The organism is Sphingopyxis witflariensis (assembly GCF_002205635.1).
Taxonomy (GTDB): Bacteria; Pseudomonadota; Alphaproteobacteria; order Sphingomonadales; family Sphingomonadaceae; genus Sphingopyxis; species Sphingopyxis witflariensis.
The window spans coordinates 137,948-157,602 of the sequence record NZ_NISJ01000001.1 but is presented as its reverse complement, the minus strand read 5'-3'; the positions used below and the strand labels follow the sequence as shown (position 1 = coordinate 157,602).

Genomic DNA, 19,655 nt, shown 5'->3' with positions numbered 1-19,655 from the left:
CAATGACGGGTAGGGGAAAAGGCATGTTCGCACCACTGACCAGGGCCGGTCTCGGCGGCGCTTCCCCTGCCGCGCAAATCTATTGCCGCCCCGCCTGCTTCGTCGATCGCCCGCACGAACTCGACGACGCCTGCCTGCGCGTCGCCGATACGATGGTCTGGTTCGCTGCCTGGCATATCAGCCTGCGCGACGGCCTGACTGTCCAATCGGCAATCATTCCGGTTCCCGAACTCGCCGACTGGATCGCCGCCATGCCCGACGCGCTGGCAAGCGCGGCCTCGGCGCAGCTCGGCGTCGTGGCGCGCCCGCGCGGCGCACTTCAACTCGGCGAACGCACCGTGCGGCTGACTGAGCCGCAGTTGATGGGCATCCTCAACGTCACCCCCGACAGCTTCTCCGACGGCGGCAAGCATGTCGATACCGAAGCGGCGATCGAACATGGTTTTGCGATGGCATCGGCGGGAGCCGCGATCATCGACGTTGGCGGCGAATCCACGCGCCCCGGTGCGCCCTTGGTCTGGGAAGGCGACGAAATCGAACGCATCGCGCCCGTCGTATCGGCGCTGGCGCGCGGCGGCGTCGCGGTGTCGATCGACACCCGCAAGGCCGCGGTGATGGAGGCCGCGCTTGCGGGGGGGGCGACCATCGTCAACGATATCTCGGCGCTACGCTATGACGACCGCGCGATGGAGGTCGTCGCGAACAGCGGCTGTCACGTCATATTGATGCACGCCCCATCGGCAAAGAGCGATCCGCACGAAGGCGGCACCTACGCGCATCCACTCTTTGACGTCTACGACATGCTCGCCGAGCGCATCGCGGCGTGCGTTGCCGCCGGGATTGATCGGGCAAAGATCATCGTCGATCCGGGCATCGGCTTCGGCAAGGGCATCGGCGACAATCTGGCGCTGGTGAACGGCCTCGCGCTGTTCCACACCCTTGGCTGTCCGCTCCTTTTCGCGGCAAGCCGCAAGCGAATGATCGGCGCACTCGACAATGAAGCCCCCGCCGACGAACGCCTCGGCGGCACAATCGCGCTGCAATATCAAGCCGCTACGCACGGCGCGCAAATGCTGCGCATCCACGATGTGCTCGAGAACCGCCAAGCCCTACGCATCTGGCGCGGCCTTAGGGATGCGGCGTTGACGGGCTAGTTCCCTTGCGTTTGCGCAGCGGGAACTAAGCTGCGGTATCGATCCCCAGATCGCTTAGCTTGCGGTAAAGCGTCGAACGTCCGATCCCCAGTCGCCGCGCGACTTCGCTCATCCGGCCGCGATAATGGCCGATGGCGAGGCGGATGACGTCGGCCTCGATTTCCTCGAGTGGCCGCAAATTGCCGTCGGGCAGGTAGAGCGTGACGCCGATTGCTTCGCCGTTGATCGCGATATTGCCGTCACTGGCGCGGCTGCCGCCGCCGAGCGCGGCTTCGATGGCACCAAAGTCGGCGCTGGTCAGCACATCGGTTTCGCTATCGACCGCGGCGCGGAACAGCACGTCCTGCAACTGGCGGACATTGCCCGGCCAGGCATAGGCGGCGAGCAGGCGCAGCGCGTCGTCGGTAACCCCGATCGGCCCCATGCCGGGAAGTCCGCCGATGCGCGCCAGCAGATGGCGCGCGAGCGGGCCGACGTCACCGCGGCGCTCCGAAAGCGAAGGCAGGGTGAATTGCGCGCTCGATAATGCGTAATAGAGGTCTTCGCGGAAGTGGCCGGCCTCGATCAGCTTGTCGAGCGGACTGGTGCTCGTCGCAATGATACGGACGTCGACGCTCTGACGGATCGAGCCGCCGATCATCTGCACTTCGCCATTTTTCAGAAATTCGACGAGCTTCGCCTGGGTGTCGGGTGGGATACATTCGACATGGTCGATGATGATGCTTCCGCCATCGGCCTGGACCAGCCGGCCGATCTGGCGGTCGAAGGCGCCCGGAAAGGCGCCGCGTTCGTGGCCGAACAGGCCCGATCCGATCAGTCCCGGCGAAACCGCCGAGCAATCGACCATGACCAGTGCGGCGCGGGCGCGCGGGCTTGCGCTGTGGATCGCGCGGGCGAAGACTTCCTTGCCGGTGCCGGGCTTGCCGTTGATCATCACCGGGACGCGGGCACGCGCGGCCTTGGCGGCGATCGCGAGCGCGCTGCGGAAATTGGGCGACGACCCGATGATTTCCTCGAAGGCGAGGGGCGCGCGGAGCTTTTCGGTGAGCGGGCGAAGCTCGCCTTGCGGGCCGCTTGTCGAGACGACGCGATCGAGCGCGCCGAGCAGGCGGTCGGGTGCGATGGGTTTCTGGACGAAATCGCTCGCCCCCGCGCGCATCGAGCTCACCGCGACTTCGACCCCGTTGCGCATCGTGATGACGATCAGCGGCAGTGCGGGGCGCCAGCGGCGAAGTTCGGTGACAAATTCGGGAATGGCCATGCCCGGGACACCCTGATCGACGAGCACGGCGTCGAGCGCCATGCCTTCCTGCGTACCGAGTTGGGCGAGGGCGGTGTCGGTATCGCCGGCGATGATGCTGCGCCAGCCGCCACGCGACACGAGCGCCGACAGAAAGCGCTGCTGTGCCGGCTCGCTGTCGACGATCATCACCGTTCGGGTGTCACGCGTGCTCGTCATGGTCGTGGTTCTGCCCCTTTTCCGGCGTGGTCATGCCGTTGTTATGCCGTATCAATCACCTATAGGCGAGAGGGGTAAAAGGGCGATTAAGGCCGTTTGACTTTTGCGGACGCAATAGCGTTCGGTGGGCAAACCGGCACTTGAGCATATGGAACGCCGTGGCTAAGACCGGCGCGACGTCCGATTCTGACGATTCCGGGCCGCACGTATGTGCACCCGACGACGAACAAGGGGATAAAGTGATGGCACAGCAGGAAATGAAGGCAGCGGAAGACACCTATGCGGGTTTCATCAGCATGTTTAAAATTGGCTCGGCCATTACTGCGGTCATCGCCGTCTTTGTCGTCCTGTTGATCTCCTGACCGGCCCCGGCATGCGCATTGCTGTGCTGAAAGAGCTCGCCGCTGGCGAGACTCGTGTCGCTGCGACCCCCGAAACGGTCAAGAAATTCATTGGCCTGGGTGCGGAAGTTGCTGTTGAAGCAGGTGCAGGCGAGCAGGCCTCGGTCGCCGATGCCGACTATAGCGCGGCGGGTGCCAAGGTCGGCAGCCGCGCCGATGTGCTGAAGGGTGCAAACATCATCCTCGCGATCCAGGGGCCCGATCCGAAGGGCCTGAAGGGCTTCGCCGACGGCGCCTGGCTTGCTGCCGGGCTCAACCCGTTCGGTGAACGCGCGCGCGTCGACGAATATGCGAAGCTCGGGCTCGAAGCGCTGGCGATGGAATTCATGCCGCGCATCACGCGCGCCCAGTCGATGGATATCCTCTCCAGCCAGGCGAACCTCGCGGGTTATAAGGCTGTGCTGATGGCGGCGAACGCCTATGGCCGCGCCTTTCCGATGATGATGACCGCTGCGGGCACCGTCAGCGCCGCCAAGGCATTCGTGATGGGTGTCGGCGTCGCGGGGCTTCAGGCGATCGCGACCGCACGGCGTCTGGGCGCACAGGTCAGCGCGACCGACGTGCGCGCCGCGACCAAGGAACAGATCATGTCGCTCGGCGCCAAGCCGATCTTCGTCGAGACCGTCGCAGGGATCGAGGGCGAAGGCGCGGGCGGCTATGCCACCGAAATGTCCGACGAATATAAGGCGGCGCAGGCCGAACTCGTGTCGTCGCACATCGCCAAGCAGGACATCGTCATCACCACTGCGCTGATCCCGGGGCGCCCCGCGCCGCGGCTTATCTCCGACGCGCAGCTCGCAACGATGCGCACCGGCAGCGTGATCGTCGACATGGCGGCCGAAAGCGGCGGCAATGTCGAAGGTTCGGTTTCGGGTGAAGCCAAGCGCATCCACGGCGTCACTGTCATCGGCGCGAGCAACATCGCCGCGCTGATGCCCGCCGACACCAGCGCGCTGTTCAGCCGCAACCTGTTCAACTTCCTTTCGGCCTTCTGGGACAAGGAAGCCGGCAAGCCCGTCCTCGACGAAGAAATCGGTAATGCGGTGCGCCTGACGCAGGGCGGCAAGGTCGTGAGCGAACGCCTGTTGGGATAAGGCTTGGTTGGGGTCGAAATCGCCAATCAAGGTGGTTTTCGCTTCGAGTTTTTGCGGTCCCGGTCGCTGGCTTGCGACCGGGACAAAGCGAGCCTTCTGCGCGACGGAGTGCATGTCACGCAAGAAAATGGCCGATTTCGGCCTTTTCATGAAACTCCCTTCGGTTACTATGCGTTCAGGGTTTTCTAAACCCACGATTATAACAACCGGAGAATGACTGATGATGCCTGCGAAGTTTTTCGCCACCCCCTTGTTTGCCCTTACCGCGTTGAGTGCCGCCGCCGTGTCGCCCGCTTTTGCGCAGGACACAGCCGCCCCGGCTGAAGCCGCCGTCGGCGCCGAAGTGGCTGCCCCAGCTGATGCCGTTGCCGATGCCGCCGTTCCGGCTCCCGCCGCCACCCCCGCGCAGCCGACCGGTATCGCCGCCGAAATTGCCACGAAAACGCCCGAGCTTCAGAAGCTGGCCACCGTCATGACAACTGCGGGCGTGACCGAAAAACTGGGCGCTGGCCCGTTCACGCTCTTTGCTCCGACCGATCAGGCCTTTGCCGCGGTGCCGCAGCCGATGACCGACTGGCTGATGAATCCCGTCAACACCGAAGCGCTGGCGAAAGTGCTGAGCTATCATGTCGTCCCGGGCCGCGTGACTGCCGAGGATCTCTACGCCAAGATCAAGGCCGGCGGCGGCAAGGCGACGCTGACCACCGTTGCGGGCGAGACGCTGACCTTCACCGAGGTGCAGGGCAATATCAAGGTCGACGGCACCCAGGGCAGCAGTGGTTTCGTCACCCAGCCCGACGTCGAGCAATCGAGCGGTATGGTGCATGTCATCAACGGCGTGCTGATGCCGACCCTCGGCTGACTCTTTGCTGTAACGTAAAAATTGGACCGGTTCGCCCGGTCTCGCGACATTTTATGTCCCGAAGGGGCCGTGTTTCTCGCTTTGCGTGACGCGGCCCCTCTTTTTTGGCCGCTTAGGAGTCGACAGGCCCGCATCCTGACGGCAAGAGGTGCGCTCGCGGAATCAGCAGGGGAGCGCGCGTGGATTTCATCGCCATTTTTTCGATTTTCGTCCTGGCCTGTTTTGTCGGCTATTTTGTCGTCTGGTCGGTGACCCCGGCGCTGCACACGCCGCTGATGAGCGTCACCAACGCCATTTCTTCCGTCATCATCGTCGGTGCGCTGATCGCCAGCGCCGCCGCGGGTTCGGCCTCGTCGAAGTGGCTCGGGCTTGCCGCCGTTGTGATGGCGAGCATCAACATCTTCGGCGGCTTCGCGGTCACCGCGCGCATGCTGGCCATGTACAAGAAGAAGGTGCGCTGAGATGGAGTTTCAGTCGATCCTTTCCGCCGCAACCGGCGAACATGGCCTTGCCGTCAATCCCTGGGCGGCTGTCGCCTATCTGATCGCGGGCGTCCTTTTCATTCTCGCGCTGCGCGGGCTGTCGAGCCCGGCAACCGCGCAAAGCGGCAACCGCTTCGGCATGGCGGGCATGGCGATCGCGGTCGTCACCACCTTGCTCACGCATGCGCCGGTCACCCTTGACGGTGGCCTCGACACCATCGGTCTGGTCGAAATTCTCGTGGCCATCGGTATCGGTGCCGTGATCGGCATCGTGATGGCGCGCAAGATTGCGATGACCGCGATGCCGCAGCTCGTCGCGGCCTTCCACAGCCTCGTCGGTCTCGCCGCGGTTGCGGTGGCGGCGGCGGCCTATCTCAATCCGCAGGCGTTCGGCATCGCCGATGCGGCAGGACAGATTTTCACCGTCAGCCGCGTTGAAATGGGCCTTGGCATCGCGATTGGTGCGATCACCTTCTCGGGGTCGGTCATCGCCTTCCTCAAGCTCAACGGCAATATGTCGGGTTCGCCGATCATGCTGCCGGGCCGGCACATCATCAATCTCGGCACGCTTGCCGCGATCATCGGGCTCACCGCCTATTTCACCTTCGACCAGTCGCCCTGGGTGTTCTGGACGATCACGGGTCTCAGCTTCGTCATCGGCTTCCTGCTGATCATCCCGATCGGTGGCGCCGACATGCCCGTCGTCGTGTCGATGCTCAACAGCTATTCGGGCTGGGCCGCGGCGGCGATGGGCTTCACCCTCGGCAACACCGCGATGATCATCACCGGCGCGCTCGTCGGCTCGTCGGGTGCGATCCTGTCCTACATCATGTGCCGCGCGATGAACCGCAGCTTCATCAGCGTGATCGCGGGTGGCTTTGGTGCCGACGCGGCGGCCTCGGGCGGCGGTTCGACCGAACAGCGCCCGTGGAAGCCGGGCAGCGCGGACGATGCGGCCTTCCTGATGAGCCAGGCCGAAAATGTCATCATCGTTCCCGGCTATGGCATGGCGGTCGCACAGGCACAGCATGCGCTGCGCGAAATGGGTGACCTGCTCAAGAAAGAGGGCGTCAACGTCAAATATGCGATCCACCCGGTCGCAGGCCGCATGCCCGGCCATATGAACGTGCTGCTGGCCGAAGCGAACGTACCCTATGATGAGGTGTTCGAGCTGGAGGACATCAACGGCGAATTCGCGCAGTGCGACGTTGCGTTTGTCATCGGCGCCAACGACGTGACCAACCCGTCGGCCAAGACCGACAAGACGTCGCCCATCTATGGCATGCCCGTGCTCGACGTCGAAAAGGCCAAGACCGTGCTGTTCGTGAAGCGCTCGATGGGCGGGGTCGGCTATGCCGGCGTCGACAATGACGTCTTCTATATGGACCAGACGATGATGCTGCTCGGCGATGCCAAGAAAATGGCCGACGACATCGTCAAGGCGCTCAACGGCGGCGGGCACTAGACAATAATCGTCGTCCCTGCGAAGGCAGGGGCCGCTGGTGGCCTTGCGCTGCCTCGACAGCGGCCCCTGCCATTGCGGGGGCGACGTGTTTTTGGACAAGGGACCTTATGCGCAAAATCGGCCTGATTGGCGGCATCAGCTGGGCATCGACCGAGCTTTACTACCGGCATCTTAACAAGGGCGTGCAGAAACGCATCGGGACGTCCTGCTCCGCGCCGATCTTGCTCGAAAGCCTGAATTATTGCGATCTGTCGCGGCTTTCGACGCCCGAGCAATGGGCGCATGCCAAAGAGGTTCTGATCGCCTCGGCGCAGCGGCTCGAGGCCGGGGGCGCCACCGCGCTGATGATCGCCGCCAATTCGATGCACAAGATTGCCGACGACATTTCCGCGGCGATCTCGATCCCGCTGCTCCACATCGTCGACGAAACCGGCGAGAAGATGCAGGCCGACAAGGTCAAATCGGCCGCGGTGATCGGGACGCGCAACGTGATGACCGAGCCCTGGTTCCGTCAGGCACTGGTGCGCCACGGCCTGACGCTTGCGCCATTCGACGTGTCGCGCGTCGAGGAAATCGATCGCATCATCTATGACGAGTTGATGCAGGGCAAGGTGACCGAAAATTCGCGCCGCACGATGCGGACCTTCATCACCGATATCGCGAAGCAGGATATTCAGGCGATCGTGCTGGCCTGCACCGAACTCGTCATGCTCGTCGATCCTGACGCCAATATCCTGCCGATTTACGACACCACGCGTATCCATGTCGCGGCGGGGGTCGACTGGATTCTCGGCGACGCGCCCTGAGCCTGTAACCCCTCCCGTTCACGGGAGGGGTAGCGAGACTTGCGAACTTGTTCGCTAGTCGCAGCGGGGTGGGCCTCCGCAACCGCAGAAGCTCGCTTTGCTCGCCCCACCCCTCCCGCAAGCGGGAGGGGGTGTCGCTCACTTCATCCGCGTCCATGTAATCGTCTTGCAAAAGACCGACACGCATCCCTTCAACGTCAATTTGTTGCCGTTGGCGCGCATGTGCGCCTTGTAATAGCGACCGTCCTCGGGGCTATAGCCGGGACCTTTCCAGCCCGCGCCGTCGGGCACCACGTCCCAGTAAATCTGCAACCCTTCGACCATGCGGGTGCGCTTCGCCTTGTCGGGGTTGCGCTCGTCGCGCTGGCCGCCGGGGGGCTCCTTGATCAGCAGGCGGACGACGCGGCCGCACACTTTGGCCCCGCACGGCATGATCTCGATGATCGCCTTGCCGTCATCGGTCGCCCAGCGTCCGGTAATCGGCGCGGGCGCGGCTATTGCCTTTGCAGGGAAGATAGCTAAAGCTAGCAAAATATATGCGAATTTATGAACCAAGCAACCGCTCCTTATTGTTGTTATTTACACCAATGTAAGCAGAGCGCTTGGCATCGGTGCAGTCTTGACGCATGTATGACAAAAATATGGGAGAGATACATGCGATTCTATGACGTGCCGCGCGCGGCCTGCCTGTCCCTGGCCGTGGCGATGCTTGCGGCAGCGCCCGCGACCGCCAAGACCATCAGCGTCAGTGCGACAACGCCTGACGCCAATGAAAAGCTGCAAGAGGCACTGATCCTCGCCGAACCGGGCGATGTCGTCCAACTCGGCGCCGGGACATGGAAGCTGACCGACGGCCTTTCGCTCGACGTCGCCAATGTCACTTTGCGCGGCGCCGGGGCGGGGCTCGACGGTTCGATCCTCGATTTCTCGGGCCAGCAGGGGGCAGGCGAGGGGCTTCTCGTCACCTCCGACGATGTATTCCTCACCGATTTCGCGGTGCTCAACACCAAGGGCGACGGCATCAAGTCAAAGGGCGCCGACCGTATCGTCTATCATCAGGTGCGCGTCGAATGGACCGCGGGGCCGAAGGAAACGAACGGCGCCTATGGCATCTACCCCGTCGAAAGCACCGATGTGCTGATCGACAGCGTCTTCGTGCGCGGTGCGTCCGACGCCGGCATTTATGTCGGCCAGTCGAAGAACATCATTGTCCGCGATTCGACCGCGATCGAAAATGTTGCGGGGATCGAGATCGAGAACAGCTATGACGCCGATGTTCACGACAATATCGCGACGAAGAACACCGGCGGCATCCTTGTCTTCGACCTGCCCAGCCTGCCCATGCAGGGCGGCCACAATGTCCGCGTGTTCGACAATGACGTGCGCGACAACAGCACACCGAACTTCGCACCGAAGGGCAATATCGTCGCGAGCGTCCCCGCTGGCACCGGCGTCCTCGTAATGGCCAACCGCAATGTCGAGATTTTCGACAATCTGTTCGACCAGAACGGCACGTCGAACATATCGATCGTCGGTTATCGCTATGCCTATACCGACGCGAAATATCAGCCGCTGCCGCGCGCGATCGTCGTGCGCGACAACCAGCATGGCAGGGCGGGCTTTGCTCCGGCCTTCCCCGGCGGCGCTGAAATGGCGAAGGCGATGGGCGGCTCGATCCCGCCGATCCTGTGGGACGGCACCGGCGATGCGGTGGTGAATGAGGATGTCGGTGTGATGTCGCTCAACCTGCCCGACCTCAAAATGCCGCAGAGTGCCGCGAAGCCCAGCCGCGTCGATCTCAAGGGCACCGCCCCGGCGGCCTTGCCCGGCGTGACATTGCCCGCGGCGATGGAGGCCAAGGTCCAGTGAAGCGCATGGCCGCAGCCCTTGCCGCGGCGATGCTGTGCGCCAGCGGTGTCGTCGCCGTCCCGGTTCCCGCACCCAATCAGGCGGTGATCGACGGGACGGCGATGCCTGCCAAATTGTCGGAATTCGCGCTGTTCCAGCCGGAATCGGCACAGCCGCTCGAAATGCTGGCGCCCTATACGCTGAACACGCCATTGTTCAGCGACTATGCCGATAAACACCGCCTGCTGTGGGTCCCGGCGGGCAAGAAGGCAAGTGTCGCTGCCGACGGCACGATCGAATTTCCGGTCGGGACGGTCATCGTCAAAAGCTTTGGCTGGCCCGATTTCAATGGCGGCCATCCCGTCGAAACGCGGCTGCTGATCCACCGCGCCGACGGCTGGCTGGCGCTGCCCTATATCTGGGACGCCGACGGCAAGGATGCGACGCTGGCCGTGGCGGGCCGACGTGTGCCGGTGAGCTTCAAAAGCCCTGACGGGCAGGCGCACAGCATCCGTTATGGGGTGCCCAACAAGAATCAGTGCAAGGAATGTCACAGCAAGAGCGGGGTGATCGAACCGATCGGTCCCAAGGCGCGCAACTTCATACTGCCGACGAATTTCGCCAGTCGATATTTCGCCGACCCCGCGGCGCTGAAGCCCGTCATGCCGCGCTGGGATGACCCCAAAAGCGGCACTGTTGCCGAGCGCGCGCGCGCCTATCTCGACGTCAATTGCGCGCATTGCCACAATCCGGCGGGCAGTGCGTCGAACAGCGGGCTGTTCCTGCGCTGGACTGACGATCCCGCCGGGGTCAATTACGGTATCGGCAAGCGCCCGACCGCGGCGGGGCGTGGCAGCGGCGGAATGGATTTCGCCATCGCGCCGGGCGACCCCGACCACAGCTTCCTGATCTATCGCATGGAAAGCCTCGACCCCGGCATCGCGATGCCCGAGGTGGGGCGGTCGACGGTGCACAAGGAAGGCGCGGCTTTGCTGCGGCAATGGATTGCGGAGATGCCGAAAGCGTCGCATGACTAGCCGCCATGACCAAACTCGTTCTCCACGACTATTTCCGCTCCTCGGCCAGCTTTCGCGTCCGCATCGCGCTCCAGCTCAAAGGGCTTGAGTTCGAACGCGTCGAAATCAGCCTGATCGCCGGTGAGCAGAAGAGCGACGCCTATCTCGCGCAAAATGCGCAGGGTTTCGTGCCGATGCTGGTGGTCGATGGCGAACCGATCATCCAGAGCATGGCGATCATGGACTGGATCGACCGCGCCTATCCCGAACCGCGACTGATCCCCGACGAAGCGATGCCGCGCGCGGTCGCGCTTGCACAGGCACAGGTGATCGCGAGCGACATTCATCCGCTCAACAATCTCCGCGTCCTCAAATATCTGACCCGCGATCTCGGGCTCAACGAACAGACCAAGGATCGCTGGATCGCGACATGGATCGCTCAAGGGTTCGAGGCGCTCGAGGCGATGGCGGGTGAGAGGCGCTACCTCGGCGGCGACACGCCCAGCATCGCCGACTGCTGCCTCGTCCCGCAAATGTACAACGCGCGACGATTCGAGGTGCCGCTCGACGCCTATCCGCGCCTCGTCGAAATCGACGCCGCGTGCATGGAGTTGGACGCGTTCCGCAACGCCCACCCCGACGCGGTCAAGCCCGCGTGATCCGCCTTCTGACGGGGGTCGCAGCGTTGGCACTGCCGACGATGGCGATGGCGCAGGAAGAGGAAGATTATGGGCAAGACCTCCCCTGCGTTTCCGCCTCCTATCCCCTCGACGTGATCATAGTTAACGGCAGCGGCATGTTGTATCACTCCGACAGCGACATCGTACAGGGCAGTACTATTCTTTCGGATATCGACTCCGGCGTCGGCGCGCGTGTCGAAAACCGCCTCCGCGACGAAGCGGGCATCGCCCAGTTCCGCCGTTCCGACGGTCGCTCGGCGCATCCCACCAGTCAGGGCGTCACGCTACGCGGCCTCGGCGGCAACGCATCGAGCCGCGCGTTGCTGACTCTCGACGGCGTGCCCCAAGCCGACCCCTTCGGCGGTTGGGTCGCATGGTCGGCCTATGATGCGATCAATCTCGGCGGGATCATTGTCACCCGTGGCGGCGGTAGCGGCGTTGATGGTGCTGGGGCGCTTGCCGGAACCATCGGTCTCTATTCGACGATGACCGAGGGAGCCGAAGCGAGCTTTGCTTATGGCAGCCGCAATAGCTGGGATGCTTTGGCGACCGCTGGGGAAAGGCTCGGTAGCGGACAGGTCGCGATCGATGGCCGCTACAGCCGCGGCGACGGCTTCATTCCCGTCGTTGAAGGCCAACGCGGCAGTGTCGATCGCGCCGCATCCTATGAACAGGGCGGCCTCGGTCTGCGTCTGCGCTTCGACGCGGGCGACAACAGCCGCATCGAGGCCAGCCTGCGCGGCTTCTCCGACAAGCGCGATCGCGGCGTCGATTTCACCGACAGCCAGACCGACGGCGTCGATGCCAGCCTGCGTTTCGTCCATACAGGCGCAACCCAGTGGCTCGCGCTCGCTTATGTACAGGTCCGCGACTTCAAATCGAGTTTCGCGAGCGTTGCCGCGAACCGCAACAGCGTCGCTCCCGCCCTCTATCAGGAGGTTCCCGCGACCGGCCTCGGCGCACGTTTCGAAATCCGCCCGGAGATTGACGGCGACACCCCGCTGCGCCTCGGTGCCGACTGGCGGCGCACGACGGGGCAGACCGAGGAGGATTATTTCTTCGCCGGGCTGGTCCCGGGCCGCCACCGGATCGCGGGCGGCAGCAGCGACACTGTGGGCGCCTTCGCCGAATGGGCCTCGGGCGACCGTTATGACGGCTTCCTCTGGACGCTCAGTGGCCGCGTCGATCGCTGGTGGCTGGGTGAAGGCTTTCGGAATGAACGCAATATCGGCGGCAGCACCATCACCGACCTTCGCTTCAACGCGCGGCAGGGCTGGGAAGGCAGCGGCCGCGCCGGGATTCGCTGGACGTCGGACAGCCTCTCGCTTCGCGCCGCCGCCTATCGCGGCTGGCGCCTGCCGACGCTCAATGAACTTTATCGCCCCTTCCGCGTCGGCGCCGAAACCACGCTGGCGAACGAGATGCTTAAACCCGAACGCCTGTGGGGCGGTGAGGTCGGCGTCGACTGGAACAATGGCGATACGAAATTGTCGGCGACGATCTTCGCCAACCATCTGACGAACGCCATCGCCAATGTGACCCTCGCGCCGAACCTCAACCAGCGGCAGAATCTGGGTGCGATCGACAGCAAAGGCATCGAATTCAGCGCCGAACAGCCGATCGGCCCGCTGACCCTGCGTGCAACCTATGCCTTCACCGACGCCCGGGTCGATGCCTCGGGCGCTGCTCTTGCGCTCGACGGCCGCCGCCCGGCGCAGATTTCCAAACATGGCGGCAGCGTGTCGCTGCGCAGCAACGCCAGCGGCCCGCTCGGCGGCTTTGCGACACTGCGTTATGTCGGCAAGCAGAATGAGGATGATCTGGGCATGCAGCAACTCGGCGACGCGCTGACGTTGGATGCGGGCCTGTCGTGGCAGCTTGCCGAGGCGATCAGCATCGAGGCGCGCGGCGAAAATCTGTTCGACGAACTGGTTCCCGCCGCCATCTCGTCATCGGGCATCGTCGAACGCGCAACTCCGCGGACCTTGTGGATCGGCGCGCGTTTGTCGTTCTGAGCCGATTCATGTTTTCGTCATTGCGAGCAAAGCGAAGCAATCTAGGGTGGAATAGACCGCCCTGGATTGCTTCGCTTCGCTCGCAATGACGGATTTTATCTCGCACCCGGCTTCACAGACGGCGGTTTCGCGATAAGGAAGAGCCATGGCCGCCAAGAAACTGAACCTCGACAATTTCCTGCCCTATCGTCTGTCGATTGCGTCGAACGCGCTGTCGGAACGGATCGCGGCCGAATATCAGAATCGTTTCGGGCTCAAAATTCCCGAATGGCGGCTGATGGCGGTGCTTGGCGAGGGGCGGCCGCTGACCCAGCGGGAACTGGTCGCCGCGACCCGCATGGACAAGGTGACGGTCAATCGCGCGGCAAAAGCGCTCGCCGACCGGCAACTCATCGCGCGGCAGGCGCATGAGGCCGACGGGCGTTCGCACCATCTCGAACTCACCGAAACCGGCCGCTCGCTCTATGACGCGATCGTTCCGGCCGCGCTGGCGAGCGAGGCCCAGCTTGAAGCCAAATTGAGCGCCGCTGAACGCGCAACGCTGCTCGCCATTCTCGCAAAGCTGACCGCCGCCGCCGAAAATTATGCCTGATCGGGCCTATCGCGCCGCGCCGCCGGGTGCGCTGCGCGCCGAGCCATTGGGCGAACTCACCGCCATTTTCGACCGCCGGTCGATGCAAACGCATCTGGTCGTGTCGCCGATGCCTGAAATGCTGAACGCGATGGACGATGTTCCGTGCGATGCCACCGCGTTGACTGCACGCTTGGCCGCCGTCTTCGATCTCGACGGCGAAGGCGACACCCGCGCGATCATCGCCGAACGGTTGGGCGAACTTGCCGCGATGGGACTGGTGGAACGGGCGTGAAGCACAGCACGCGCATCGCCGTCGGCCCCGTCCAGTTTCGCATTGGCAGCGATTGGGCAGGGCCGATCGCGGCGCTGGGTCATCTCTATGCCGGCTATCCGCAGGACGACACGCGCTCCGCCGACGCAACGGTACGGCTGTTTGCGGCGCGGCCATGGCGGCGCTGGCTGCGCCCCTCGGTGCATATCGGTGGCGATTTTGTCGTTCCCGACGCGCTGCCATTGCCGCTGTCGATGGGGTTGCTCGCCGCCGAAATGGCGATGAATTTGCAGGTCGCGCTCGGCTGGCGGCGGCACATGCTGCTTCACGCGAGCGCGGTGGCAAGGGATGGCCGCGCTTTGTTGATGTCGGGCGAATCGGGGTCGGGCAAGTCGACCCTCGCGGCGCTGCTGGGTGAGCGCGACTGGCGATTGATGGGCGACGAATTCACGCTGATCGATCCCGCCAGCGGCGACGCGCTCGCTTTCCCGCGTGCTATCAGCTTGAAGAACGAAGCGATCGCCGAGGTTGCCGCGCGCGTCGATCCGGCGCGGCTCGGTCCGCTGCTCGCCGCGACTCCCAAGGGCGATATCCGCCACCTGATCCCACGCGCCGACGCCATCGCCTGCATGCATAAACCCGCACGCCCCGCACTGCTGCTCTTCCCGCGCTTCGGCGGTGACGTCGCGGTCGAGCGGATGGGCGAGGGCGAGGCCTTCGTCCGGCTGACCGAAGCCTCGACCAACTATGTCGCGTTGGGCGAGGCTGGCTTTGCCGCGCTGACCCGGCTCGTCCGCGAAACCCCGTCGTTCGGCATCAGCTATCCCGACAGCGCCACGGGAATTGCGCTGGTCGAACAGCTTTGGGCCGAGGCGGTAAAGTGAGCGCGGTCCAAACCTTGATCGACCTCCTCGCCGAACGCCGCGATCCCGCGTCGCTTGGTCCCGGCGACTGGGATGGCGTCATCGGCATCGCGCGCGCCGAGGCGATGCTCGCGACGCTGGCATGCCATCTCGAAGCCACCGACCTGCCGCCGCATGTCGCGGCCCTCTTCGCCGACCAGCGTGCCGCCGCGAAGGTCGCGACGGCGCAGGCTATATGGGAGGCCGAAATGGCGCGGCGCTCGCTTGATCCGGCGGGGGTCGAGTTCGTGCTGCTCAAGGGCACCGCCTATGCCGCCGCCGAGCTATCCTGCGCAGCGGGACGTCAGATCGGCGACCTCGACATTTTGGTGCCTTGGCACGATATCGGTCGCGCCGAAAATCTGGCGCTGCTCGATGGGTGGGAATGGGTGAAGCAGGACGCCTATGACGACGCTTATTATCGCGACCATATGCACGAGTTGCCGCCGCTGATCCATGCGAGCCGGGACCGGATGATCGATGTGCACCACACGATCCTGCCGCGCACGCACCGCGTCACCCCCGACGCGCTCGCGCTGGTCGGTGACGCGATCAAGACGCCGGGAGGCTTCCGGGTCCTCAACCCCGCCGATATGGTATGTCACTGTGCAGCGCATCTGATCGCCGATGGCGATTTGCAGGGGGGGCTGCGTAACCTGTGGGATTTTCATTGCCTGACGCGTGATTTTTCCGCCGCCGATCCGGGGTTCTGGACCGTGCTCGGCCGCCGCGCCGCGATGCACGGGCTGGGCGCTGCGGTGCATCGCGCGGCGCGCCTTGCGCGCGACATTTACGGCGCGAGGTTACCCGCCGACTGGGACCGGCACGACCCGACCGATATATGGTTCCGCCGCCGCCTGCTCGCCCGCGACGACTGGGGCCGCGCGACGCATTTCGCGCTTCAACAGGCCTTCTACATCCGCTCGCACTGGCTGCGCATGCCGCCCGTCATGCTTGCGCGTCATTTGTGGACCAAGTGGCGCAAGCGCTGATCGCGATGGCGAGGACCGCAGACGGCTAAAGCCGTTCGAGCAGCGGAAGCAGCTCGTCAAAATGGTCGATGATATGGTCGGCTCCCAGCCCTTCGACCGGCTGGTTCGGGAAACCGAAACTGACCGCAATGCTGATCACACCGGCATTTTTCGCGGCCATGATGTCGTAAATACTGTCGCCGACAAACACCGCGCGCCCGCCGCCGCATCGCTCGATCATCGCGTGGATCGGTGCGGGGGAGGGCTTGGCGTTGCCAGGCCCCATCGTGTCGCCGCCGATGATCGCCGCCATGCGATCGGCCAGCCCCAGTTCGCCGAGCAGCGGGCGGGCCAGTCGCTCGACCTTGTTGGTGACCACGGCGGTCTGTACCCCCAGCGCGTCGAGCCGGTCGAGCGCGGCTGTCAGGCCAGGGTAGGGGCGGCTGTGCACCGCAATATGCGCTTCATAATAGACAAGCAGCGCATCATAGATCTGCTGGAATTCATCCTCTGCGACCCCGCCGCCCGCCGCCAGCCCGCGTTCGAGCATGTGCCGCGTGCCCAGCCCGACCATCGATCGCACCGCATCGGCGGCGACCGGCGGCCGTCCGGCAAGCCCCAGCGCATGGTTGAGCGCGGCGGTCAGGTCGCCCAGACTGTCGACCAGCGTGCCGTCGAGATCGAAACCGACGATGCGGAAGGGGAAATGATTCATGCACCGCGCATGGCGCGATGCTCTGGAAACCGCAATGATTTGCTGGCATGGCAAGGACATGACCCATCCCATCGCCGCCATCATCCTTGCCGCGGGCAAAGGCACCCGCATGAAGTCCGACCTGCACAAGGTGCTACACCCGATCGCCGGGCGGCCGATGCTGTTGCACTTGATGGCAAGCGTCGATGAGCTGAATCCCGCGAAAAAGGTCGTGATCGTCGGCGACAAGGCCGATCAGCTCGAATCTGCACTGGGTGGCACCGCCGACCTCGCGGTGCAGGAGCCGCAGCTCGGCACCGGCCATGCGGTGCAACAGGCCGAAGCCGCGCTCGCCGGTTTCGACGGCGACGTGCTGATCCTCTATGGCGATGTGCCCTTCGTCCCAGCTGCGACGATGCAAGCGATGATCGACCGGCTGAACGCGCCCGACGCCCCTGCTGTCGTCGTCCTCGCCTTCGAACCCGCCGATGCGCAGCAATATGGCCGCGTGATTACAGACGGCGACCGCGTCACCAAAATGGTCGAGCATAAGGACGCGACGGAGGCCGAGCGCGCGGTGCGGCTTTGCAATTCGGGGTTGATGGCCGCGAAGTCGGCCGACCTGCTCGCGCTGCTCGCGCGCGTTACCGACGACAATGCCGCCAAGGAATTTTATCTCGTCGATATCGTCAATATCGCCAACGCCGACGGTCGGCATTGCGCGGTGGTCAAGACCGATCCCTATGATGTCGCCGGTATCAACAGCCGCGCCGAACTCGCCGCGATGGAAGGCGAATGGCAGGCGCGCCGCCGTGTGCAGGCGATGGCCGACGGTGCCAGCCTGATCGCCCCCGAAACCGTCTGGTTCGCGTGGGATACGGTGCTTGGCCGGGACGTGATGATCGAACCCAATGTCTTTTTCGGTCCCGGCGTGACCGTCGCCGACGATGTGAAGATCCGCGCCAACAGCCATATCGAGGGCGCGAGCATCGCCGCAGGCTGCGAAATCGGCCCCTTCGCGCGTCTCCGCGCCGGGACGATCCTCGAGGAAAAGGCCAAGATCGGCAATTTCGTCGAAACCAAGAAAGCGCATCTGGGGCAGGGGGCCAAGGCCAATCACCTGACCTATCTGGGCGATGTCACCGTCGGTGCGCGCGCGAACATCGGCGCGGGGACGATCACCTGCAATTATGACGGCTATTTCAAATATCAGACGGTGATCGGCGAAAACGCCTTCATCGGATCGAACAGTGCGCTCATCGCCCCGGTGAAGATCGGCCGCGACGCGATCGTCGCCGCAGGCAGTGCGGTGACGATCGACGTCGCCGATGGCGAGCTCCGGCTGGTGCGCGGCGAGCAACTCGTCAAACCCGGCTGGGCGGACCGCTTCCACGACGCGATGCGCAAGAAAAAGGCAGGGAAATAGCATCATGCCCGCGCCGACGCTGACCACCGATCGCCTTGTGCTGCGCCAGATCCGCGCCGATGATGCGGAGGCGTTGTTCCCCGTGCTGTCCGATCCCGAAGTGATGACCTGGTGGTCCAGCGGGCCGCACCAGTCGCTCACCGAAACCGCCGAATATGTCGCGAGCAATGCGACCGAGGGGCAGGGCTTTGAATGTTGGGCGATCACCGCGGCCGACGATGTCGCGCTCGGCTGGGTGATCCTGATCGACGGCAAGCCCGCGGTGAAAGAGATTGGCTATATCCTGCACCGCGACCAGTGGCGCGGCGGCATCGCGCGCGAGGCGGTGGCGCGCGTGATCGATTATGGTTTTACCGAGCTGGAACTGCGCCGCATCTTCGCCGACACCGATCCCGAAAATGCGGGCTCGATCGGCCTACTCGAACGGCTGGGCTTTCAGCGCGAAGGCCATTTGCGCGGTGAATGGGAAACCCACATGGGCGTGCGGGATTCCCTGATTTTCGGACTTTTGCAGAGCGAGTGGCGAACCGCGCCATAAAAGGGGACGGGCAGATGGCGAGAGTGTTGGCGGCGATCGCGGCGTTAGTCGCCTGGCTCGGGCTGGCATTGCAACTCCTGCTGCTGATCGGGCAATTTGCGGATACGGGCCAGTCGGCCGCGGCCGCCATCTGGCGCTACGTCGGCTTCTTCACGATCCTCACCAACATCTTCATCGCCGTCGTCGCGAGTGCCGCCGCGCTGACGCCATATCATCGCCTCGCCTCGGCACAGATGCGGTTTTCGGCGCTGGTGACGATCCTGCTCGTCGGCATCACCTTCTCGCTCGCGCTGCGCCATCTTGCGCAGCTGAACGGCTGGGATGCCATCGCCAATCATGCGCTCCACGACGCCACGCCGCTTCTGTTCCTGTTCTTCTGGCTGGTCGCGCGCGACGGGACGCTCGGCTGGCGCGATATCGTCTGGGGCGTGGTGCCGGGCTTCCTCTATTTTCTCTACGCCCTCGCGCGCGGCGCCTATGATGGCTGGTACGCCTATTATTTCCTCAACCCGGTGACGCTGACGCTGCCCGAGTTTCTGCGCAACATCGTCCTGCTCCTGATCGGGATATCAGGCCTCGCCGCGCTGTTCGTCGCCATCGACAAGGGGCTTGCACGCTGGCAGGGCCAACCCATCTAAGGCTTCTGGCCATGATGATGGAGATATGATTTGACCGACCGCTACACCGACAAGCCCTTCCTGCGCTTTGTCGACGCCTGGGTGCTGAAGGCGATCGGCCATCTCGACACGCCGACTGCGGATTATTGCAAGGCGATGGAGCCGCAGCTTCGCCAGAGCTTCAGCGCGACGGGCAGTTGGACGCAGATCGTCGAGCAACAAATGAAGTTCACCCCCGAACTTCCCGCGCAAATCCGGCAAATCTGGGAAGACGGCAAGGCGCGCTTCGAGGCGGGCAATGGCCAGCCCGCCGATCCGGTGCAGTTCGCGATGATCTTCGTCGACCGGAATTTGCAGCGGGCTTGATTTGATATCATGAT

Annotated in this window: 22 protein-coding genes; 19 read left to right on the top strand and 3 right to left on the bottom strand. The window is 64.1% G+C overall.

Annotated features, from left to right (window positions below; genetic code table 11):
• The first annotated feature begins 23 nt into the window (after positions 1-23).
• Positions 24-1,154, top strand: coding sequence for a dihydropteroate synthase (gene folP, locus CDQ91_RS00875; RefSeq protein ID WP_088470820.1), 1,131 nt, complete (start codon positions 24-26; stop codon positions 1,152-1,154).
• A 25-nt stretch (positions 1,155-1,179) separates the two neighbouring features.
• Here the strand turns inward: folP and CDQ91_RS00870 are convergent, their stop codons facing one another.
• Positions 1,180-2,613 (bottom strand): sigma-54-dependent transcriptional regulator, encoded by a 1,434-nt coding sequence (locus CDQ91_RS00870; RefSeq protein WP_088470819.1) that lies wholly within the window; start codon positions 2,611-2,613, stop codon positions 1,180-1,182.
• A 158-nt stretch (positions 2,614-2,771) separates the two neighbouring features.
• On the opposite strand from CDQ91_RS00870, the gene CDQ91_RS00865 reads away from it, so the two are divergent.
• From CDQ91_RS00865 to CDQ91_RS00835, 6 genes are all read left to right on the top strand, one after another.
• Positions 2,772-2,975 carry an aa3-type cytochrome c oxidase subunit IV gene (locus CDQ91_RS00865; RefSeq protein ID WP_144036647.1) on the top strand — a complete coding sequence of 68 codons (204 nt, stop codon included), beginning with the start codon at positions 2,772-2,774 and terminating at the stop codon, positions 2,973-2,975.
• A gap of 11 nt (positions 2,976-2,986) precedes the next feature.
• Entirely contained in the window at positions 2,987-4,108 is a 1,122-nt protein-coding gene (locus CDQ91_RS00860) for an NAD(P) transhydrogenase subunit alpha (protein ID WP_088470817.1), read from the top strand.
• A gap of 220 nt (positions 4,109-4,328) precedes the next feature.
• Positions 4,329-4,970, top strand: coding sequence for a fasciclin domain-containing protein (locus tag CDQ91_RS00850; protein ID WP_088470815.1), 642 nt, complete (start codon positions 4,329-4,331; stop codon positions 4,968-4,970).
• A gap of 179 nt (positions 4,971-5,149) precedes the next feature.
• Positions 5,150-5,431 carry a proton-translocating transhydrogenase family protein gene (locus tag CDQ91_RS00845; protein WP_088470814.1) on the top strand — a complete coding sequence of 94 codons (282 nt, stop codon included), beginning with the start codon at positions 5,150-5,152 and terminating at the stop codon, positions 5,429-5,431.
• A gap of 1 nt (position 5,432) precedes the next feature.
• Positions 5,433-6,917, top strand: coding sequence for an NAD(P)(+) transhydrogenase (Re/Si-specific) subunit beta (locus CDQ91_RS00840; RefSeq protein WP_088470813.1), 1,485 nt, complete (start codon positions 5,433-5,435; stop codon positions 6,915-6,917).
• A gap of 107 nt (positions 6,918-7,024) precedes the next feature.
• Positions 7,025-7,723 (top strand): aspartate/glutamate racemase family protein, encoded by a 699-nt coding sequence (locus CDQ91_RS00835; protein ID WP_088470812.1) that lies wholly within the window; start codon positions 7,025-7,027, stop codon positions 7,721-7,723.
• A gap of 138 nt (positions 7,724-7,861) precedes the next feature.
• Here the strand turns inward: CDQ91_RS00835 and CDQ91_RS00830 are convergent, their stop codons facing one another.
• A complete protein-coding gene (locus tag CDQ91_RS00830) occupies positions 7,862-8,278 on the bottom strand; it encodes a DUF2147 domain-containing protein (protein ID WP_088470811.1) in 417 nt (138 codons plus the stop codon).
• 99 nt (positions 8,279-8,377) lie between these two features.
• Between CDQ91_RS00830 and CDQ91_RS00825 the strand changes: the two genes are divergently transcribed.
• From CDQ91_RS00825 to CDQ91_RS00790, 8 genes are all read left to right on the top strand, one after another.
• Positions 8,378-9,592, top strand: a complete 1,215-nt coding sequence (locus CDQ91_RS00825; protein WP_088470810.1) for a parallel beta-helix domain-containing protein — start codon at positions 8,378-8,380, stop codon at positions 9,590-9,592.
• A gap of 5 nt (positions 9,593-9,597) precedes the next feature.
• Positions 9,598-10,608: an SO2930 family diheme c-type cytochrome gene (locus tag CDQ91_RS00820; RefSeq protein ID WP_237245801.1), complete on the top strand. Its 1,011-nt coding sequence runs from the start codon at positions 9,598-9,600 to the stop codon at positions 10,606-10,608.
• A gap of 5 nt (positions 10,609-10,613) precedes the next feature.
• Positions 10,614-11,246, top strand: coding sequence for a maleylacetoacetate isomerase (maiA, locus tag CDQ91_RS00815; RefSeq protein WP_088470808.1), 633 nt, complete (start codon positions 10,614-10,616; stop codon positions 11,244-11,246).
• Positions 11,243-13,282 carry a TonB-dependent receptor gene (locus tag CDQ91_RS00810; RefSeq protein ID WP_088470807.1) on the top strand — a complete coding sequence of 680 codons (2,040 nt, stop codon included), beginning with the start codon at positions 11,243-11,245 and terminating at the stop codon, positions 13,280-13,282. The genes maiA and CDQ91_RS00810 overlap by 4 nt, the downstream gene beginning before the upstream one ends.
• A gap of 145 nt (positions 13,283-13,427) precedes the next feature.
• Positions 13,428-13,874 (top strand): MarR family winged helix-turn-helix transcriptional regulator, encoded by a 447-nt coding sequence (locus tag CDQ91_RS00805; RefSeq protein ID WP_088470806.1) that lies wholly within the window; start codon positions 13,428-13,430, stop codon positions 13,872-13,874.
• Entirely contained in the window at positions 13,867-14,148 is a 282-nt protein-coding gene (locus tag CDQ91_RS00800) for an HPr-rel-A system PqqD family peptide chaperone (RefSeq protein WP_088470805.1), read from the top strand. The genes CDQ91_RS00805 and CDQ91_RS00800 overlap by 8 nt, the downstream gene beginning before the upstream one ends.
• Positions 14,145-15,011: an HprK-related kinase A gene (locus tag CDQ91_RS00795; protein ID WP_088470804.1), complete on the top strand. Its 867-nt coding sequence runs from the start codon at positions 14,145-14,147 to the stop codon at positions 15,009-15,011. The genes CDQ91_RS00800 and CDQ91_RS00795 overlap by 4 nt, the downstream gene beginning before the upstream one ends.
• A complete protein-coding gene (locus CDQ91_RS00790) occupies positions 15,008-16,021 on the top strand; it encodes a nucleotidyltransferase domain-containing protein (RefSeq protein WP_088470803.1) in 1,014 nt (337 codons plus the stop codon). The genes CDQ91_RS00795 and CDQ91_RS00790 overlap by 4 nt, the downstream gene beginning before the upstream one ends.
• A gap of 25 nt (positions 16,022-16,046) precedes the next feature.
• Here the strand turns inward: CDQ91_RS00790 and CDQ91_RS00785 are convergent, their stop codons facing one another.
• Positions 16,047-16,715: an HAD-IA family hydrolase gene (locus tag CDQ91_RS00785; RefSeq protein WP_088470802.1), complete on the bottom strand. Its 669-nt coding sequence runs from the start codon at positions 16,713-16,715 to the stop codon at positions 16,047-16,049.
• Positions 16,716-16,773: 58 nt separating this feature from the next.
• Here CDQ91_RS00785 and glmU point away from each other — a divergent pair, with 58 nt between their 5' ends.
• Genes glmU through CDQ91_RS00765 form a run of 4 tightly spaced genes read left to right on the top strand, consistent with a single transcriptional unit; the run spans position 16,774 to position 19,641 of the window.
• Positions 16,774-18,120: a bifunctional UDP-N-acetylglucosamine diphosphorylase/glucosamine-1-phosphate N-acetyltransferase GlmU gene (gene glmU, locus CDQ91_RS00780; protein WP_088471383.1), complete on the top strand. Its 1,347-nt coding sequence runs from the start codon at positions 16,774-16,776 to the stop codon at positions 18,118-18,120.
• Positions 18,121-18,124: 4 nt separating this feature from the next.
• Positions 18,125-18,658: a GNAT family N-acetyltransferase gene (locus CDQ91_RS00775; RefSeq protein WP_174688452.1), complete on the top strand. Its 534-nt coding sequence runs from the start codon at positions 18,125-18,127 to the stop codon at positions 18,656-18,658.
• Positions 18,659-18,672: 14 nt separating this feature from the next.
• Positions 18,673-19,296: a Pr6Pr family membrane protein gene (locus CDQ91_RS00770; RefSeq protein ID WP_144036646.1), complete on the top strand. Its 624-nt coding sequence runs from the start codon at positions 18,673-18,675 to the stop codon at positions 19,294-19,296.
• A gap of 30 nt (positions 19,297-19,326) precedes the next feature.
• Positions 19,327-19,641, top strand: coding sequence for a hypothetical protein (locus CDQ91_RS00765; protein ID WP_088470800.1), 315 nt, complete (start codon positions 19,327-19,329; stop codon positions 19,639-19,641).
• Positions 19,642-19,655: the final 14 nt, after the last annotated feature.

Coding starts and splice junctions, on each gene's coding strand:
- CDQ91_RS00825 (WP_088470810.1), top strand. CDS start 8,378: ATGCGATTCTATGACGTGCCGCGCGCGGCCTGCCTGTCCCTGGCCGTG.
- CDQ91_RS00850 (WP_088470815.1), top strand. CDS start 4,329: ATGATGCCTGCGAAGTTTTTCGCCACCCCCTTGTTTGCCCTTACCGCG.
- glmU (WP_088471383.1), top strand. CDS start 16,774: ATGACCCATCCCATCGCCGCCATCATCCTTGCCGCGGGCAAAGGCACC.
- CDQ91_RS00785 (WP_088470802.1), bottom strand. CDS start 16,715: ATGAATCATTTCCCCTTCCGCATCGTCGGTTTCGATCTCGACGGCACG.
- CDQ91_RS00835 (WP_088470812.1), top strand. CDS start 7,025: ATGCGCAAAATCGGCCTGATTGGCGGCATCAGCTGGGCATCGACCGAG.
- CDQ91_RS00860 (WP_088470817.1), top strand. CDS start 2,987: ATGCGCATTGCTGTGCTGAAAGAGCTCGCCGCTGGCGAGACTCGTGTC.
- folP (WP_088470820.1), top strand. CDS start 24: ATGTTCGCACCACTGACCAGGGCCGGTCTCGGCGGCGCTTCCCCTGCC.
- CDQ91_RS00840 (WP_088470813.1), top strand. CDS start 5,433: ATGGAGTTTCAGTCGATCCTTTCCGCCGCAACCGGCGAACATGGCCTT.
- CDQ91_RS00775 (WP_174688452.1), top strand. CDS start 18,125: ATGCCCGCGCCGACGCTGACCACCGATCGCCTTGTGCTGCGCCAGATC.
- CDQ91_RS00770 (WP_144036646.1), top strand. CDS start 18,673: ATGGCGAGAGTGTTGGCGGCGATCGCGGCGTTAGTCGCCTGGCTCGGG.
- CDQ91_RS00800 (WP_088470805.1), top strand. CDS start 13,867: ATGCCTGATCGGGCCTATCGCGCCGCGCCGCCGGGTGCGCTGCGCGCC.
- CDQ91_RS00870 (WP_088470819.1), bottom strand. CDS start 2,613: ATGACGAGCACGCGTGACACCCGAACGGTGATGATCGTCGACAGCGAG.
- CDQ91_RS00820 (WP_237245801.1), top strand. CDS start 9,598: ATGGCCGCAGCCCTTGCCGCGGCGATGCTGTGCGCCAGCGGTGTCGTC.
- CDQ91_RS00805 (WP_088470806.1), top strand. CDS start 13,428: ATGGCCGCCAAGAAACTGAACCTCGACAATTTCCTGCCCTATCGTCTG.
- maiA (WP_088470808.1), top strand. CDS start 10,614: ATGACCAAACTCGTTCTCCACGACTATTTCCGCTCCTCGGCCAGCTTT.